Origin of the sequence: Bradyrhizobium sp. WSM2254 (genome assembly GCF_000472645.1) — a bacterium.
Classification (GTDB): Bacteria; Pseudomonadota; Alphaproteobacteria; order Rhizobiales; family Xanthobacteraceae; genus Bradyrhizobium; species Bradyrhizobium niftali.
This window is the reverse complement of the sequence record NZ_AXAB01000018.1, coordinates 66,951-85,483: the sequence shown is the minus strand read 5'-3', so window position 1 is coordinate 85,483 and position 18,533 is coordinate 66,951. Positions and strand designations below refer to the sequence as shown.

Here is an 18,533-nt window from a genome sequence, read left to right as displayed (position 1 = left end):
AGGACTTCCTCGGCACTCTCAATAGTCGAGCCAGCTGGTCAACTGGTGCGGTTCTCCGCGCTTGTTGACCTGGGCTGCACCACACCAAAACGGAGGCTCTCCAATGCGTAAGATATTTGTCGCTTGTAGCATGCTCGTTCTCGCTCAAGCTCAAGCCAATGCTCAAGCTTCCCACCTTCTTGCCGCGGTGGAGGAACATGCCGCGCCAGGTGAGGCTGATGATCGATCGCCCCAAGCAATGTCTGCATGGAAGCCATTTGAAACGCCAGAGGCTCCAACCCCAGTTCCGACTGATACCGCGGAGCTGGGGTCCATTGACGCGACCGTCGCGTTTCTCGCGGACGTTTATGGACCCGCGCCACAAACAACGCAGCGTCGCACTCTTCGTTATGAACAAGCCAAGAGATATATTGACGCGCATCCGGGTACGCCTGGCGTGCTGTTCATTGAAGACGTCATCGATCATCGTGGCTCGAACGGCTTAGCACTGCAACACGAACTCGAGTATCGGGAGACACCGGCTCACTATTACGTGGGCGGCGGGACCTTAAATGACACAGTATTCGGGTTCGTTGACGGACCGTATCCTCCCGTGTGGACGATTGAAGCGGCACCGGTCTATTCCAGCCTCATCTATGTTGATGCACAAGGCAACGAGACGTACGTTAGCGAGAGCAAAGTCCGGCAGATGAACGATCTCGCCCCCGAGCTGCTGGACGAGATGATGCGACGCCAGGATGCGGATCGACGTTATCATGCCAGTCAAGGCTTTCTGGCAGATGAGATTCAGCGAGCCGCGGATAACGGCGACAACTTACGCCTGGCCCAACTCACCGAGCAGCAACGGCAAGCACAAGCTGCGCATTGTGCGGCGATGCAGATGCGTCAGCAGCGCGACGCGGAGATCGATCGGATCTATGACCTCAACTTGAAGGCCGACGCCGGTACGATCAGCACTCCCGAACGAGGGGAACTCGACAACTTCTCCAAGCGATCTGAGTTGATCGAATCGACTGCACCGATTTCTGACCGCGATGCCGCCGGTCCTCCGCCAACCAGCTGCCCATTGTGTCGGAGCACAAACATTGCGGTGTTGCGAAGTCGACATTTTACCGGGACATTCCAGTTTACCTCTAGCGATGATCGGTCTGTGGTCATGGCTTATCGCCACGGCCACGCAGGTCCCATTGGCGTGCTGATCGGTCTGCCGAAGGATCTGTCAGGACCGATATTTGGTAGCTGGACCAACGCGGGAATGACCTTGCCGCCACCCCAGAAGTGACAGCGGTTTGGACCGCCGCCCAGCCTTGTCTGCGCAGGCACGATCAGGACTGATCCGTCACTGCCCGTGCGAACCTAAGCCCCTGCTTGCTGAAACACTCGGCGTCCGCTCAACCCTTCCTTGGCGGTAAGGAAGCTGCGAAATTGGCCGTCCACGGGCACCGCTCGCCACGGCGACGTGCGGCTCAAGGCGATGTCCACCTTGGTCGGTTGCACATCGCGGGCAGGACGGTCGTCCCTTACCGAATGATACTGTCGGTGCAGGGGCGGGCCGGGTATTCAAATGAGGTTTTGGCGAATGGCCTTTGCAATTCCGTGGGTCCGGTTTGAAGTCCCGAGCTTTCGTATCGCGTTCTTGAGATGGAAGTTGACTGTATTCTCGCTCACCTCGAGTATCTTGCCTATTTCCCAGGAGGACTTGCCCTCTCCCACCCATCGCAAGCAATCTTTTTCCCGCTCAGACAGTGCAACTTCGCAATTTGAGCCGCTAGCGGAGGGCCGCGAGATCTCCGCAAGGGCAATGTGGAAGTGCCAGGCCAGTACGTTGAGATGACTCATCTGGCACTGCGGATCAGCATCGTCGAACGGGGATGCAAAGGATGCCAGAGCCACTTGGCCCAATGGTCCGTACAACGGCACGCTCATACCGTGCTTCAGACCTGCCTCTTTGGCTTCTGCGAGTACGCGCTGCTCGCTGGGTTGCAATTGACATTTTTTGGCAAGTTGATCCCACAGGAACGGCCGCGAAAGCGTTGGCGCCCGTCGTACCACCGGATCGATGACACGGTACTTGCGTTCAACGTACCGGCCGCACCAATCGGACGGGAAGGTTACCGTTACCCCGGAGGGCAGATATTCAGGCAGACCACATGCCTCCGCGAAAGTGAGGGCTCCATAAGCGACTTCACTGAAGCCTTTCTCGCTCGCACAGCTTACGAGAAGGTCGAATAAGACCTTGATAGAGTGAGTTGCCTTGGCGCATTCGATGAAATTGAAAAGATCCATGTAGCGCCTCACGAGGCCCCACGGCCCAAAAGTCGTACTGCGTCATTGCGCGCAGAGCTTGGTGAGGGCGGGCGTCGTTCACTTGCCTTCACCGTTGGGCTTCGCGTCTTTGCAATGCGAGCGCTCGAGCGCTGCGGCACGCAGTTCCAGAGCTGGGTAAGCTCTCCCGAAACGCGCTCGGAAGGGATAGGCGCCTCGAAGCAGCGACGAGTCGCGAAGGCCGCGGACGCGTGTCGACGGATTAAGCCCGCCACGTCTCAACTGTCGTGTGGACAGCTGCGATTCGGCTCGTCGCAGCGCGCAGGGCCGGCTATCATGAACAGTGAGAGCGGCCGCTATCGGACTGCCGGCGAGCTCCTCGCTGAGTTGAGGATGACCGACTTCTAAAAGAGTGCGGTTGTGCAATCGCAGGCGCCATAGCGGTGGCGGAGCCTCGGGATGCCTATTTGCGTTTCCGCAACCCGGATCCACGGTAGAGCAAAGCGCATCCGCTCTCTTTGTTCGATGCTGGTGAAGACGCCCTCGGCGAGCCGCACGAGATGCCCGTTGCCGAAGACGAGAACCTCGCACAAGAACCGCATGCCATCTCAAGCGCCAATGACCAAGCGTTTCACCTCGTCGCACGCGGACCCGCGCGCAGCCGCAACTATGCTTCATCGGGACGAAACGGTGCATGCGGGACTCCGGAACTTCCGAGCTGGCTCTTAGGACAGCAAGTGTCGTACCAATTCCCGGCAGTCATGAATTCACGTCTGAAAGCAGTGTGTTGAGCCACTCGTCGGTCGTTCGGCGGGTCGGAGGATCGAAGCAACTCCGACATTCGTCCGAATGCGACACTGCGCTTTGCTACAGAAGCGACATTTGCAGGTCAGCAAAGCTGCCAACAACAAGATACGTAGCCCGTCTGCGGCACAAAGGGGCGCCCCTGTAATCCCATGCGCGGCGAAGCGTATGGTCGAGAGCTGCTGAGCGCGGCCGACCGCCAGAGCGGGCGCCGTTTCAGTTCCAGCTAACAGCCATCGAACATCCCGGTCCGGCACCAATGCTCTGGGTTGCGATCAGCGATCGCGCTCCCACTCGATGGCACTGCATACTCAGCCGTTGGCTGGTCGACTTGCGGATCGTCGGCCAACTCGCCTTGACTGGATGCTGGACGACACACGCGGCTGAATGGCCGCTACCTTCAAGATCTGTACGATAGACCGGTGCTCATCGCACGAGGAACGAGCTGCCGCCGGCCTGCGCGGTTTCCGACAATTTGGCGTGACGCGCTGGCAATCTGAAGCGGCACTACTCCTCGATTGGGCTTATCAAGCCGCGATCGTGTGTCACGCGGCGGACCAAACGTCGCAATGGTTGCTGCCAACAGGCCCGGTTGCGTTGCACCAGATACAGAAAGTGTGACGACGGGGATTGTGCCGCGGACCAGCATCGCGTCATCCTGGAACGTTACCTCGCGCCAAACGGGAATGCGCCACAATCCAAATGCGCGACCCGCGAGCAACACCCTCGGCGCCGTTTACATCCGACGTACGCCGAGGGCTTTTGCGTGCACGGACAGTGGTTCCGCTCGCAAACTCACATCAACTCTATTGGTTGCTCATTGCAACTCACCGGTATTAGGACCGACGAATTCCAGAATCGACTCTGCCTTCTGAACCTCGTGCGCGAGGCGCTTGAAGATTCGAATGGCAGACGCCGGCGTAACAAGGAGTCCAACTCTCTTGCAGGCGAGCTCGAAATGATGCGCAACCTTTTCGTTACTGGGGGCAACCCGGGTCTGAAGCGCGCATGTAGTTAGCGAGGCGAGCATGTGCTCGACGACATCCATTTCAGCCTGACTCACCCCTCTTCCTTCTTTCAGCTGTTGGCCCGCCCGCAAACGTCATCTCGCGAATTGACGGCCAAGTTATGACCGACAAAACAGCGAACCGTCCTGCGGCGGCGCCAGCCTTGCGACGGCCCTAGCATGATGTGCGCTCATTTCACAACCCCGCGGTGGCTTATGTCGACGCTCATGCTGCACACTTGGCTGCGCAATGTCGCTCAACTGTAGAGCCGTCGACACGTCCATCAAGGTAACACTTCAGTCGAAAGCTCGCTCTCTTGATTCGACCGAGGCACGATGCCATCTTTCGGCCAAGCTGGTCCTGCCGCCGATCCAGTTTGTCTAGCTTTCGCGACCGCTCTCATTTTGCCCAAGATATCTCTGCGTGGTCCCCTCGCCGGCAAGCGAGCAGGCGGCATGTGACGCCGCACCGTTGGCTCTCTGTTGCCCATACGCGATAGACGCCGAACGTGCCTGGCGTTCCGAGTTCAAACCTGACGTCACGTCAGATCGACGACGAAGGCCGCAGTCCGGATTCTCCGAGCTGTTAGATGGCCGCAAACCTGACGTAGAGCGCTGCCACGTCAGACCTCGCTCGCATAAATTTGCAAAACTTCGACGACCTCTTCTTTCTGCCATGTTCACGTCCAAAGCAAAGACTGTCGATCGCGCCTCGCGGTTGGCGTAGCGCGTGTCTTAAAGGGAATTCGATGGCGAAGCCGGTTGTGATTGTGGTGGGCGCGGACAAGGGTGGGGTCGGCAAGACGACCGTATGTCGGACGCTTCTGGACTATTTCAGCGTGAACAAGGTGCAGACCCGCGCCTTTGACACGGAGTCACCGCGAGGTACGCTGAAGCGCTTTCATTCCGACATCACTGAGATCGTCGATATGACGACGACGGCAGACCAGATGAGGATCTTCGACACCCTGAACGCCGGGCTCTCGGTCACCGTGATCGACGTCCGCGCCGGTTTGCTATCGGTCGCTCTGAACTCGTTGCGGGACATCGGGTTCCTGGATTCAGTAAAGTCTGGTCAGATCACCTTTGCCGTCTTTCATATCCTTGGCCCTTCGATCGCCTCTCTGGACGAGATCGCCGAAACTTCCAATTTCATGAACGGCGCGAAATACTTCCTCGTCAAAAATTTCATAAATGATACCCAGTTCTTTCAATGGGATCAGTCGACTTACGACTCGTATTTTCGCCGCATCAAGGGCGCCACCGAACTGACGATTCCGAAACTCAACGAGATGGCCTATGAGCAGGTCGAGGTCGCTTCCGTTTCGTTCGTGAATTTCGTCGCAAACAAGGGACCGCTCGATGAGATCGCGAACTACTCCTTTGTGCTGCGGGGCTATGTCCGGCACTGGCTGGCCAACGTCTGGTCCGAGTATGACCGCATCAATTTGACCGATGTGACTGGCGCCACATCAAGGCCCCGCAGCAGTGAAACGTAGCCCTTTTGGTATGCACCTTGGGGAATATACGAAGTCGTGTGATGTCGCTGGAGATGCCGCCCACGCCGGTCTACATCATCTGCTCTCCTGGCCTGCAGGTCGGCAAGACTCTGATCGCGCGGCTCTTGAGCGAGTTCTTGTTGCTCAAGAACGGATCCGTGCTCTCCTTCGACATCAGTTTGAGGGAGCCGTCGCTGGTCGATTACCTGCCCACAATTACCGAGACGGCAGATGTGACAGACACTTGGGGCAAGATGCAGTTGATGGACCGGCTCATCCTGGACGACGGGGTCGCGAAGGTGATTGATCTCGGTTTCCACGCATTCGACGAGTTCTTCAAAATGTGCATCGAGATTGGGTTCATGAGGGAGGCGGTACGCAACCGGGTTGCACCAATCATCCTCTTTGTCGGGAGCGCCGATCGCGTCTCCTCACGGAGCTATGAGGTGTTGCGGCACCAGATCCGGGCACCAGCGCTGATCACCGTCCATAATCAGTTCGTGCTGCGCAGCGAGTTGCCCGAAGCAATGGACCGCGCTCCCGTGCTGCGCATCTTCGCACTGCCGCAATTTTTGAAGACCTATATCGATCGCCTGACGTTTTCCTTTACGGGGTATTTGCGCCACGAGAAGGATTCGACCACGGAGCTGCATCAATGGATTCGGCGGAATTACACCCTGTTCCGAGACCTCGAATTGAGCCTCATGCCGGCGCGCTCATTTCGAGGCCAAGCGATGAATCGTTGACCCGTGCAGTCGACGGGCCCTCTCCATCTCGAAATAGGAGACGTGGACTGACGAGGTCCAGCGTCCGAGTGCATTGGGCCGGGCGCCAACCGCGCACACATCCGATTACGATCGTGCTCTCATTTGTGCCAACAGCGACGCGGCCTCGGACGGTCCGAGGCCGACGACGCCTATAAAGGATGCCGGTGGCCTTGGAATATTCTCACGAATGGGCTTCCAGAGGTGCAGGCAGTACCTGCTGTTGTTCACGTATTGCGAGTATGGAGGGTGCAGCTGCATGACGCATTCCTCTTCGTCCCAAAACAGGTCCTTGACGAAGCACATCTCTTCCCAGTTCGGACAACGCCGCGGCGTCGAGACGGAGACGTGCTCCCATCCCGGACGGACCAATGCTGCGATCTGCAGTTTACAGCCGCAAGGTCCTTGAACAAAAAAGAGACCACAAGGACCTGACCCGGGCGCGCTGGCGAACTGCCCATGCTGTACGCGGCCGGCCTCCAGTCTATCTATGATCTGCGCTCTCACGCGTCCTCCTTGGCTTTTCAGCTCATCTGAAGTCGGCGCACACGAAGGCTCCGCCGGTGCTTCATCGACTCTACTGCTACCGCACAGTCAGCCTGAAACAATCCCAATACGTCATCTATGTGGCCGCAGCCGTTGAGTTTGTCCGGTCAATCAAGCTCGCGCTCGCCATTCGTCGCTGCATCACTCTCTCTCGGATGATCAGTCTGTGGGAAAGTGGCGTTCAGCGACGCATTCCGAAAGACCTTGGGCAGCTGCAGATTCGAATATCTCCGCCGGGACGCCTGGAGCAAGAACCAAATCACGGGCTGCGGACGCGTCAATCCAAAATGTCGCGGACTCCAAACCGCGGGATTCGAGCAACATCGATCTTGCGTCACACGAGTTTAGTTGACGCAAACCATCGGAAGAGACCGCCCGCGCACCGCTTAGCATTCACGTCCGGTTCGTGACGAAGATGTCGGAAACCGGACCATAAGCGCGACACCATTTGCCACGGCGACGCCAAACCCTAGGCTTTCTTGCGTCAACGAACGCCTACAGCACCGCTTCCTGCGGCACGCCAATTGCTGAGCGGAATATGCGGCAGCGAACGCTTGCGCACAACCCAGCAACGCGGGATCACTCGATGACACTTGCTCGACCCACGCCGATCAACACGCGGACGAATCGCGGCTTGGCAATTGTCCGAGATGCACTTGACGGTCGTCGCAATCACGATCGAACCGATACCTGCCTCGACCAATCCGGAGATTGGCCAGGGCTAGGCTTGGCTTAACGTCCCAATCGGCTGTCGATGAGGTCGGCCGGGCGTTGGCCGCTCCGATCTTCAATTTGGGAGCATCGGGCCGCCGTTTCGCCTGGCCATGGTGACATCCGATTTCGCGCGGATGCGACGCTCGCTCGATTCACTAGGGATAGATGAGTGCTGATGATGCACTGGCGTGAACCAAGACGACGCCTGATTAACGCGCAGGACGCGCTGCGAGCGGCGCGTTGTGATCTCCCCCTGAAGTCGGGCACGCCACAACTTTGGTCGCTTGCGGCAATTTTCGCCGCGCTTGTCTGGATGAGCATCTACGGGCTTGCCGGGGTTTTTCGATGGGCGACTGCAACCCGCCACAGGTGCGTGCTGCGCTTAATGCGCCGACGACCCGGCTCGCCGAGCCTCGCCCGCGCCAAAGACAGATGCAAGTGAAGTGGGCCATCGCGTTTTCGGTAAGCTTGTGGGCCATGCTTATCGCTTACTGCGCTGACAGTCCTGAGGCGTTCATCGCGGCGAGTCTTGCCGCAGCGGTAAGCCTGTGCCGACTCTTGGACTAGCCAAGTACCAAGAGAATGACGCAAATCTTCCGACGACAGTTGCGCACGAGCCTCTTTTGCGGCGTCGGGATGGGCTGCCTCACTCGCCTAGGGCTTGCGGCGTTCATCTTCGCTCCGCGACCACGATTGCCGTCTTGAGACATTCAGCCCCGCTACTGGAAGATAGATCCTGAGCCGCAGCACTGCTCGGCTCGAGCCGCGCCCTGGTCCCAAGAGCGATGTCGGCGGTCGATAGCAAGGATGAGAACGATCGCAGTGCCTCAACATAAAAAAGCCCGACGCCCTCGGAGCAGGCTGGAGGTGCGTCGGGCCCAACCTGGCGAGGTTGGGGGCATCGACGTGCCGCTGAGGGAGCCCACGTCCATGCCCACGATGATTGTTGCAAATGATGTGCCGCGGAAATTGGCCGAGAGGTTTCGCGACGGTCATTGAATGTGTGCCGCGAGCTGTCGTCGGTACTCCTGCATGAAGGTCTATGTCTCGCCTGCCCGACAACGTCCGAAGTTCTACGAACCCGATACGACGTGCGTCGATGTTCAACACGGCCAGGGATGTCGCATGCTGGTTGATACAGCTCATTATGCGTCTCTCGGCTGAGCAGCACGAAAAAGCCCGACGCGCCTTGCCGGGTCAAAAGGCGCGTCGGGCCGGCGAGGCATAGGCACTGGAGAGCCTTTCCCCTCAGAAGGCTTCAGCAAAACACGTGCCACCCTGAAGGCTGCCGCGATGATCCGTCGCGTCTGTGAATGGGCGGGAGCGACGCGCGTGCCCACTTCCAGGTACGCGAGCCTATCCGAACGTCTAGTTTGATGCCGCTGGGCGACAGCACGCGTTGTCGTCGCATTGCTAGATCCACTTAAAAGATCCATCGAATTCGAGTTGGAGAGACATCCTTCGAGTTTCCGGAGATCGAAGGCGACGTGCGGATGACGGGGGTGTCAGGGGTGCGGTCGCATGGGTCGAGGTCACTTCAAATGCTGCGGGCCAGAGCCGAGAGAGATCTTCTCGGAAGGCCACCAGATTGAAGATATTCATTGCTCCTCATCGGCATCTCTTCTCAATCTTTCCCGCTCGTCGGCCTACCGTTCCAGCTTTTGATATTCCTCGGCGATTTTAAGTAGCTTGGCTTTTGACTTTGGACAATCGAACGACTCCGCCTTGGCAAGCGTCGCTTGAGCTCGCTGCCGCCAGTGTGTTGGACCGCTCGATGGGCCTTTGCGTTTCATGGACATGGATATGCAACGGCTAGACCAGGTCAAGCGGCGCCCGACATCCGTGGTGATACGTAGGAACTTCTCGGGCGTAGGTCACACTATCTTCAATATGGGAAGCGGCGCCGTTTTTGGTCAGGGCGGGCATTATTGATGTCACGAAGATCGTTGGCGGCAATGCCTGAGAGGCAAAACTAGCGCAGGTCTCGGTTGTCTGAACGGACTCTCCGCGCTGACAAGTGAAGAGTCGTCGGCGGTTGGGCCGCCCTGCGGACCGGGATCTGGTGACGACTTCTGCGCGGCGAATTGTCCGCAGAACGGCGTTGAGCCCGAACACACTCGCACGACCTTCATGGGGGCTTGAATCGCACGTGGCGTCAGATTGTACGGTTTTCGGATCAGGCGGGCGGGCCATTGCTCGCCCTCGATCTCTTCCCGCGCAGTCACAGGGGTTGCACATGTCTTGCAGTTTTGGGAGCACCGCGCACGGGCTGCCGGTACGGAGTGGACCTGCGCATGACTGGCGGACGGCGGCGTCGCAGTCGTGCTGCGGACGACAGACCCTTTGGATGATGGCGTTCCTCGAGTCACTGCGCCTCGTAGCTCCGCCGCAGTGGATCTGTCGTTTCGTGCTCGTGACCTCGGGTCTGATCGGCTGTCCGTCAGCTACAGCATGCGCAGGACGTTAATCCTGGCTGCAGTCGCAGCCGCCACAATGGGTTCTCAAACGATGACGACCGCTCGATCTGCCGATCAGAGATCGTCGGGTATGCCGGCGATCGCCGTGTCGGCGTCTCCGCACCTCAAGCTTGACCGTCCGGCGCTCCCTCCTATGGCATACACCATGTTCTGCCTGCGCTATCAGGATGAATGCCGCGTCCGCCTCCTGTTTCGCGGCGGTCCGGTCCACCTGACCGAGGCACGGTGGGCAGATTTGAAAGAAGCTAACCAGACGGTGAACAGCGCCATTATCCCGGAAGCCAGTGAACCCGGTCCCCCGGTGGAAGCCTGGCTCATTGATCCGGAGCGCGGCGACTGCAACGACTACGCCGTCAGCAAGCGCCACCAGCTTCTACAGCGTGGATGGCCGCCGCGAGCCCTGTTGCTCGCCGAGGTCGTGACCGCCTCGGGCAAACATCATCTGGTTCTGGTGGTACGGACTAAGAGCGGCGACCTCGTGCTGGACAATCTGACCCCGCAGATCCGATCGTGGTCGCGTGCTCCCTATCGCTGGGTTCGAGTTCAGTCGCCAGGCGATCCGCGATATTGGCGTACTATCGCGCAGCGCGGCGAGTAAGCGCCTCACGGAGGAGATCGGAGATGTTCCCGGCTAGCGCCACGGGCGCACTACAGATGATCGAACCCCTGGGTGAATTCGTTCAGCGCGCCACCGGTCGGTCTCCGACCGGCGCCGCAACTGATCTGCGGTCCGCACTTTGATCGGCGGCCGTCAGCTATGGCGATATCGCCGGCAATCAGACCGCATCGCGCGCTGGTGAGATCGCTCTCTCAAGGCCCCGTTTTGATTCATCCATTCTCCTTGTCCCTTGGATATTTGCCTGGCGTGGTCGCGCGTCTTGGATCTGCGGAGCTTCGCAGGCAGAGCCGGCGGACATCACGCCTCTTTTGGCCGCTCCGAGAAAAGAAGGATGATCACGATGAAGGAACGTCACCGCCGATCTGACGCTCTCACGGACCGCGATTTGCGGTGCCGTCGGTATTGTCCTCCTCCAACCTGAAGGAACGGATTCGCTATCACTGTCCCCCGCATCGTATCCCCGAAGCATTTCGAGGAGATCGGCTCTTCAAGCCCGATTTGGCAGCAGCAGACGAGATGCATGGTTTGGAGCGAAAGGCAGATCAAGCGGATCGATCACGCTGAACCGTATCAGGAGAGTTCACCTATGCGCTGCCCGAAATGTGAGGCCGACAAATGGTACGAAGTTTCAACGCACGATCCCTGGAGCGGTCGGCCGGTGATCGCCTGCAAGATCTGCGGCGAATATGCCGAGCTCGAGGCGCTCAAACGTGAGGATGCGCACGATGTGATTGCCCGGACGCTAGCGGATGACTTGGTCGGTGAGGGGCAGGCTGACGCGCGGGCCATTGCGAGCAAGATTCTCCAGGCGCTGGAGAATGCCGGCCTGACAATCAGCCGCTCCTGACGCGATTTCCCTCGACCCTACCTCATTCCGTGCCCGCGGAATCAGACACGATCGGAGTCTCGTTACACTGGCATCCGCGACGAGTTGATGTCTGGCAAGACTCGATGATCGGTTGCAAAGCTGAAACCCGGCCCATTGGACCTTGACGGGGCGTGTGGAAGTGCCCGCAGACGTGGTCTCGACCGTTAGCCATGACGATGGAGCCGCTTGTCTCAATGCCGGTGATTGCGAGGAGGCACATTTTGTTGTTTTGAGAGTGAAAAAAGCTCCACTCGGCCCTCGAAAGGGCTTGAACCTTACGCTGCGTAAGATTGTAGGCTTGCGGTTGCGGCGAAAGCTGGCTTGGCTTGCCACCGCCGAGATTATTGAGCCGGCAGAATATCTGGCTATTCGCTTGACGTCGGCGGCTGTTGCTAAGGAAGAACAGATGATACCCGGGCGAATGACGACAACGCTCACCTCAATCGACCGCATGTTTCTGAAGATTCGGGAACTGATCGACACAGACGACTCGATCCCGCTTGAGCTTCGTGCGTCGCTGCACACGACACTGGACAGACATCTTCGCCTGGCAAAGGAAGGATTCTTCAAGGCGCCTGTGAGGAGCCAATAAGCGGCTTGCGTTGCCCGGCTCCTGCTCGGTTTGCCCGAGGAGCCCGGTTTTCGGTGAAGTTGTCCGAATTCACAACCATTTCCGCGGTAGCAAACGTGGACTTTGTGACAGTTGCCTCAGCGGGCTTCACCGCACGCCGATATACTTCTGCATTTGGATGCTGACGCGCCAGTTGCGTACAGTTGCCTCTCGGATGCACAGCTCCGTCGCTTTTCGGCTTTGGCTCAATGGTTGTAGCCATATCTCTGGCTTGAGCGCGTACTCGATAGGCAGGCTCAGCAGGTTTCGGATGTCGGCAGGCTTGCCCACCGGGTGTTTGATCTCATTGGCACGCAGCAAGGCCTCACCGAGAACAGATCGCCGACCCGGCATGCCAACTTTCGGACTAACGGTCACCCATGTGTAGGGATGCGCCTGAATGGCTTGGGTGCCCGACGTCTCCAATTGCACCGAGAATCCGGAACCGACGAGCAGCGTGGTCAGTGGCCGCAGGTCGTACAGCGCGGGCTCGCCACCCGTGATCACGACATGCCGGGCGCTGAACGCCTGCACAGCGAGCAGGACGTCCTCCGGCGACATCATGGCCCAGGTGTTGGTGTCCTCGGTCTTGATCATCATGTCGGCGATCGACACTCGCCGCTCTGAATCGACGAACCAAGTGTGCTTGGCGTCGCACCACGGACACCTGACCGGGCATGCCTGCAACCGTACGAACACGGACGGTGTGCCCGCCTTGCAGGCCTCCCCTTGGATGGTTTCAAATATTTCGTTAATCGGCAGCACGGCCTGCCTCCCGATACATGGCGCTGTTCGCGCCGTGCTCCTTCACCTCGACTGACACCAGCCGGCAACGCGGAGCAAGTCCCTTTTCCGACAACCAGTTGCTGCCGACGCGGTAGACGTGTTCGGCAAATTTTTCACAGCCAACTGCCGGTAGGACAATGATGTCCGCTAAACCGCGCCGTGCGGCTTCGCGAAACCATTCAATCTCGGGGTCGTCCGCGGCCACGACTGTCTTGTGGTCGAACGTGCCTTCGAGGATCGCCCTCAGCTCCTTGAGGCCGCCACAATCGACGACCCAATTCTTGTCGTCCAGGGTGCTGGCTTCGAACTCGAAACGAAACGACAGCGAGTAACCGTGCAGCAGGCGACAATGCGACTTTGCGCGCCACTGGCGGAACGTGGCAGATAGGCCGACCTCATGGCCGTATGTCTTCGTCGATAGGTATGCCACGCCTAGTCCTTGATCTGCGCCATAAATTCGCTACGCATTGACTTGCTGTCGCGGAAGGCTCCGCGCATGATGCTGGTCGTCATGATGGTTCCGGTTTCGCGAACACCGCGCCAGACCATGCACTGATGGTGTGCCTTGAGGACGAGGGCCAATCCCTTCGGCTTGAGACGGCCCTCGAGCTCGTCCGCCAGCATGACGGTGGCTTCCTCTTGCAGGTGGGGTCGCGACAAGATCCAGTTGGCGAGGCGCACAAACTTGCTGATACCGATCAGCTTGTCACCAGGCAGAACACCGACCCACATGCGGCCGGTGACGGGGACAAGGTGGTGGGCGCACGCAGAACGTACTGCGATAGGGCCAAGCGAGTAGACCGCATCCAGACCGCTGTCGTTCTGAAACTCCGTGACCTCGGGCGCGGCCTCAAAGCGGCCGGCAAACACCTCGCGCACGTACATTTTGGCAATTCGCTTCGCGGTCCCCTGCGTATTGTGGTCGTGATTGCTATCGATGACCAGGGCATCCAGCACGGCCTGCATGTGCCGCTCGACCTCGGTCTGTATCACCTCAATGTCACCGGGCAGCAGGTGTTTTGCGATGTTGGCGTTTGGCGCAAACGACACGCCAGCTTCGAGGAGGCGTTTACGAATTGCCTGCGTTGAGCTTATCAAAACTTCCTGCCTGACACTTTGCCCTGTTTCCGCCGAGGACTGATCTGCAGTCCGATCGCGTGATCCGCCCACGCCATCTGATCCGTCGGCCGAAAGAACTGAGAAATGGCCGCCTGGAGAAAAGGCATTTGGGGCATAACCTGCGATTGAGGGCACTTCAAAGACCGGACGCTAGTCAGCGGTGCAGGCGAAGCTTTTCAATGCACAAATTCGATACATTTGAGATGGACTCCTGGGGTGGTCGCTCCGAGGACCGCAATTGTTGAAATGGGTCTTCTCATCTCTAGCAATCAGCATGCCGGATACGACTCTGCGCGAGGTTGCCCGAAGAAGACCACGGACTTTGCACCGCTCGCGCGGATGGGATACGCCGTCGCGTTCGTCCCCAGACATGGGCGTCTTCGACCCGACGGCGACTGATACGACGATACGGCCACTCTTCTACGACCCAATCGACTGCCAGAGACATGACGCCCCCCTAAGTGGGGCTGGAGTCCGCGGCCGAGCGGCTCGATGTGGAAACCAAGAGGCAACGCAAGATGCAACGCCAGAAAAGGAACGTCTCGGCCGCAAATGTGCGAGCCGCCTTCTCACCGACATAGTGTGGGCCAATCGCCATATGTGGTTGACGCTCCCGTTCATTGCAGCGCATCGGCTCTGAGCTTCACGCTCTCAGATGCTTCAGCATCGAGTTGCAGGCCTGCTCGGCGTCGGCGAACGTTGTGAAGGGCGAGCCAGCGATCTTGATTGCACTACGACTTCGATGAAGCGGGCGCCATGACGCCACATAGCCGGGACGTCCGCGAAAGCCGTGGCCTGCGCGGCTCGCATAAGCGATCACGAAGGAGAAGCCATGTCCGCTTGCACTCCACACGTCCAAATGCTCGACGGCGCAGTGGAATCGCAGGATCATCGCCACTCGTAGCCTGCGACGTTCGGCTTAACGCTCTGTCCACCCACCTGCTCTGCCCCGGCGTAAGCTCGTCGACGGCCGCTGCTCGTCCTTGCCGATCGCCCGAACCTCTCCCCGGGTCATGAGCCTCGGGCGAGAGCGGCAAGCTCGGCTTCAAGCTTGGGCTTCTGCTTGAAAATGGTGTCGATCAAGGCTTGCGCCGGCTGCTCGGCAGCATCCACGATGGCTGCCTTCTCTGCGCGCGCCGAGGGCGCGAAGACGCGTTTAACAACGGTGGGCGAGCCCCTGAGACCGCATTTTGAAACATCCTCGACGCCAGCCTCCTGGGCGTTCCATTTTACAATTGGCGCTCGAGCGGCGCGCAAAGCATCTGCCATTGCGCCACGGCGAATCTGGTTGGTGGCCTCCATCATGGTGATGAGCGACGGCAGGCTTGCGCGCAACACCTGGGTGCCGCCCTCGCAGCGCCGCTCCGCTTCGATTGTGCGCGCGGTGAGATCGATGGTCATGATCTTGGCAACATAGGTTAGCTGTTGCACAGCAAGCCGCCTTGCGATACCAGGCCCGACCTGCGCGGTGTCGCCATCGATCGTCTGCTTGCCCGTGAATATGAGGTCAGGCTGGCCATAATCCTTGCCGATCTTGCGGATGGCGGTCGCGAGTGCGTAGGTGGTTGCCAGGGTGTCCGCACCCGCGAAGCAACGGTCGGTCAGCAGCACCGCGCGATCGGCGCCAAAGGTGAGGGCTTTCCGAAGAGTGTCCTCGGCTGAGGGTGGGCCCATTGTAAGGACGGTGATCTCACCACCAAACTTGTCGCGCAGATCGAGCGCAGCTTCCAGCGCGAACAAATCGTAAGGATTGATGATGGTGGGCACACCCTGACGCATGATCGTGTTGGTCACAGGGTGCACGCGGATCTGTGCGGAATCAGGGACCTGCTTGATGCAGACGACATTGTGCATGTGCTTCTCCAGAGACCTTCGAAATCCGGAGAAAGCACAGCAAATGTCGTACCATTTGCGGTTTAAGGCATGAGTCGATGTAAACAACAAGTTCTGAGAGCCTGACGTGCTCCAACACGTGCAGACGCATTTCGGACATTCGTCGTCATCGCGACAGCGCTATGGTCGCACCGCCCCCACACCGCTCAGAAACGCTTGATCTCGATGCCGTATTTCCTCAGCGCGTAGCCAATCTGGCGGGGAGTAACGCCAAGCAGGCGCGCCGCCTTTGCCTGAACCCAACCCGACCGCTCCATGGCCGCGATGACGCGCTCGGGATCGGTCATCTGTCCGGTACTTACGAGCGCGGCGCCGGCTGGACCCAGCCCAGCCTGCGCGTCCGGGACAGGCGGGACAGCGCCGGCGGCCGACCGACCAGCTTCAGCGCTGCTCGGCTTCGGGGCCCCTGCGCAAGTTGGGCGCGCATGCGGCGCCACGTCTTCAGATCCCCCCTTCCACAGCATCGCCGAAAGGCACTGGCCGTGGCAGCAGGCGAAGTCGTCTCTGCAGATCGAAGGTCCTGGGGCGAGGGTCGCTGTCCGCTGCACGCAATTTTCGAGTTCACGGACGTTACCCGGAAACCCGCAATTCATCAAAATGTCCGTCGCACCTTGATCGAATGTCAACGTGCGGCCGTTTTCGCTGTTGAAATTCCTGAGAAACTCGGCGGCGAGCAGCGGAATGTCGCTGCGCCTTTCGCGCAGGGGCGGCAGCAGCAAGGGAACCACGCTCACACGGTAATAGAGGTCAGCGCGGAACCCGTTATTTGCGACCGCTTCCTCCAGGTTTCTGTTCGTAGCTGCAATGACGCGAACGTCGACTTTCATGGTCTGATTGCTGCCGACACGCTCGAATTCCTGCTCCTGCAGGACGCGCAGCAGCTTTGCCTGAAACGAGGGCGAGATCTCTCCGATCTCGTCCAGAAACAGCGTACCCTTGTCGGCCAGCTCAAAGCGCCCCTTGCGCGAACTGAAGGCGCCGGTAAAAGCACCTTTCTCATGGCCGAACAATTCGGACTCCAGAACGGTCTCGGGGAGCGCCGCACAGTTGAGCTTGATGAACGGCCGCTTGGAGCGCGCCGAGAGGGCGTGAATAGCCTTGGCCACCAGCTCCTTTCCGGTACCGGATTCGCCGCGCAGCAGAACCGTGCTATTCGATTTGGCAACCACCGCGATCTTGTCGAGCAGCGCGCGCAGCGCCGGACTATCGCCAATGATGCCTTCCACATTGACCTTCTTGCGCTCGCGAGCGGGTTGCTGGATTTCGGCCAATTGCTTTTGCAATCGATCCTTTTCCGCCATCAGTCGCTCGCGGTCTGTCGCAAAGAGCCGATGCAGCTTCACGGTCTGCCCGACCAGATTGGCGATCATGGTGAGAAGTCTCACGTCGTATTCGAGCCGTATGCTTGAGCTGTCGTCCAGAACACGGTCGATGGTCAGCGCGCCAACTGCTTTCGCGTCGATCCGAATGGGAACGCCGATGAACGACACCCGTGCGTTATCGCTGGCACCGAGCACCTCGAGGTCGGCCGTCGTGAACGCCGAATGGACTGCGATGTCCTCGGCCACGAGCGGCATGTCCGTCGCCACGATCTGATCAATCGCTTTCGGTGGGAGCCGCGTCCGGTACCGCTCGTCGCTGCCTTCGGTCCAGCCAACGCCGACCGTAATGTCTGGCTGGCCATCATGGTCGAAAAGCGAGACGATGCCGTGCCGCATCTGAACAAACGAATGCAGAATATCCACGACGTTGGCCAACGTGAGCTCGAGCCGGCAGGGGGCGGCGAGTATCTTCGAGATTTCGAAGATCCCGACAACGGCGCTTTCGTGCAGCGTCACAATGGGTACAGTTTGGCTCGTCTCCGACACTGAGTCAGGCCTTTCGTGTGCGGAAGCGATGTTCAACATGACGACGTCTCCGTTATTTTCAGCATCCTCCCTACCATCTTGTTTGGATTTTGCGAGTTTGATGCTGCGCCTGATGCTCGTGCGCAATTCAGGTCGCCAGCTAGACATAGCGCTCTTTCATGGCACTGCTATAAACGCATCGTGGTCCTAACGTCCTTGTTATAAGGTCGTCCTGCGTTCACAGCGCACGGCACGAGTTCCATGGACCTGCATCAACGATTTTCCGACTCCATCTGTAGCCGACCGCGATCCGTCGGCAACCTTTGAATAACAACTTGGCGCATGCGTCATCTTTTTCCCGATCAGAATGGGATTTTTTCCCGGCCAAACATTGGAATGCGATGCTAGCGGTCTCCTCTGGTGCAGTCCCATGCGAGGAGCGCCGATGTTTTGCAGGGATGCTCATTCCTCACCTGCGACAAAACGCCTGCTCTCGCATGCAATCGCATTGCTCGGAATCTGACGCGGTGTGTTGGTGCGTGCGATTTCGCTCGTAAGACTCGGTAACCTCGCTTTGCGAGGGGCTGATCGCAGCTTGCAAAGGCCGGCGAACGCGCAAACGCCGGCGATCACAGTATCGATGTCGGCGTAGCTCTTAGCTGACGAACAACAACATGCGGTTCACATCGGGTCCCCGATTCAAGTGGAATAGGCCG

The 18,533-nt window shown here is 59.0% G+C and carries 14 protein-coding genes; 6 read left to right on the top strand and 8 right to left on the bottom strand.

Annotated features, from left to right (window positions below; translation table 11 throughout):
• Nucleotides 1–103 precede the first annotated feature (103 nt).
• Nucleotides 104–1,282 carry a hypothetical protein gene (locus tag A3M7_RS0113400; protein ID WP_156936863.1) on the top strand — a complete coding sequence of 393 codons (1,179 nt, stop codon included), beginning with the start codon at nucleotides 104–106 and terminating at the stop codon, nucleotides 1,280–1,282.
• Nucleotides 1,283–1,560: 278 nt separating this feature from the next.
• On the opposite strand, the gene A3M7_RS0113395 is transcribed toward A3M7_RS0113400, so the two are convergent.
• Complete coding sequence (locus tag A3M7_RS0113395; protein ID WP_027544409.1) at nucleotides 1,561–2,286, bottom strand: LuxR family transcriptional regulator; 726 nt, start codon at nucleotides 2,284–2,286, stop codon at nucleotides 1,561–1,563.
• A 1,600-nt stretch (nucleotides 2,287–3,886) separates the two neighbouring features.
• Nucleotides 3,887–4,132: a hypothetical protein gene (locus A3M7_RS0113380; protein WP_027544406.1), complete on the bottom strand. Its 246-nt coding sequence runs from the start codon at nucleotides 4,130–4,132 to the stop codon at nucleotides 3,887–3,889.
• Nucleotides 4,133–4,824: 692 nt separating this feature from the next.
• Between A3M7_RS0113380 and A3M7_RS0113375 the strand changes: the two genes are divergently transcribed.
• The 5 genes from A3M7_RS0113375 (at nucleotide 4,825) to A3M7_RS50435 (ending at nucleotide 12,154) form a co-directional block, all read left to right on the top strand.
• Complete coding sequence (locus tag A3M7_RS0113375; RefSeq protein WP_027544405.1) at nucleotides 4,825–5,574, top strand: hypothetical protein; 750 nt, start codon at nucleotides 4,825–4,827, stop codon at nucleotides 5,572–5,574.
• A 53-nt stretch (nucleotides 5,575–5,627) separates the two neighbouring features.
• The gene (locus A3M7_RS0113370) at nucleotides 5,628–6,320 is read left to right on the top strand and encodes a hypothetical protein (protein ID WP_027544404.1); all 693 of its coding nucleotides are present in this window, start codon (nucleotides 5,628–5,630) and stop codon (nucleotides 6,318–6,320) included.
• 3,888 nt (nucleotides 6,321–10,208) lie between these two features.
• Nucleotides 10,209–10,673, top strand: a complete 465-nt coding sequence (locus A3M7_RS0113345) for a transglutaminase-like cysteine peptidase (protein WP_371090184.1) — start codon at nucleotides 10,209–10,211, stop codon at nucleotides 10,671–10,673.
• Nucleotides 10,674–11,352: 679 nt separating this feature from the next.
• Nucleotides 11,353–11,541: a hypothetical protein gene (locus A3M7_RS0113340; protein ID WP_156936862.1), complete on the top strand. Its 189-nt coding sequence runs from the start codon at nucleotides 11,353–11,355 to the stop codon at nucleotides 11,539–11,541.
• Between the two features lie 172 nt (nucleotides 11,542–11,713).
• Nucleotides 11,714–12,154 carry a hypothetical protein gene (locus tag A3M7_RS50435; RefSeq protein ID WP_245284235.1) on the top strand — a complete coding sequence of 147 codons (441 nt, stop codon included), beginning with the start codon at nucleotides 11,714–11,716 and terminating at the stop codon, nucleotides 12,152–12,154.
• A 126-nt stretch (nucleotides 12,155–12,280) separates the two neighbouring features.
• On the opposite strand, the gene queE is transcribed toward A3M7_RS50435, so the two are convergent.
• The 6 genes from queE to nifA form a co-directional block, all read right to left on the bottom strand.
• Entirely contained in the window at nucleotides 12,281–12,937 is a 657-nt protein-coding gene (gene queE / locus A3M7_RS0113330; protein WP_027544399.1) for a 7-carboxy-7-deazaguanine synthase QueE, read from the bottom strand.
• A complete protein-coding gene (locus A3M7_RS0113325; protein WP_027544398.1) occupies nucleotides 12,924–13,388 on the bottom strand; it encodes a 6-carboxytetrahydropterin synthase in 465 nt (154 codons plus the stop codon). The genes queE and A3M7_RS0113325 overlap by 14 nt, the downstream gene beginning before the upstream one ends.
• 2 nt (nucleotides 13,389–13,390) lie before the next feature.
• Complete coding sequence (gene folE, locus A3M7_RS44020) at nucleotides 13,391–14,128, bottom strand: GTP cyclohydrolase I (RefSeq protein WP_245284234.1); 738 nt, start codon at nucleotides 14,126–14,128, stop codon at nucleotides 13,391–13,393.
• A gap of 592 nt (nucleotides 14,129–14,720) precedes the next feature.
• Nucleotides 14,721–14,969 (bottom strand): hypothetical protein, encoded by a 249-nt coding sequence (locus A3M7_RS0113315; RefSeq protein ID WP_027544397.1) that lies wholly within the window; start codon nucleotides 14,967–14,969, stop codon nucleotides 14,721–14,723.
• Nucleotides 14,970–15,088: 119 nt separating this feature from the next.
• Nucleotides 15,089–15,931: an electron transfer flavoprotein subunit beta/FixA family protein gene (locus A3M7_RS0113310; RefSeq protein ID WP_027544396.1), complete on the bottom strand. Its 843-nt coding sequence runs from the start codon at nucleotides 15,929–15,931 to the stop codon at nucleotides 15,089–15,091.
• Nucleotides 15,932–16,116: 185 nt separating this feature from the next.
• Entirely contained in the window at nucleotides 16,117–17,877 is a 1,761-nt protein-coding gene (gene nifA / locus A3M7_RS0113305; protein WP_027544395.1) for a nif-specific transcriptional activator NifA, read from the bottom strand.
• Nucleotides 17,878–18,533: the final 656 nt, after the last annotated feature.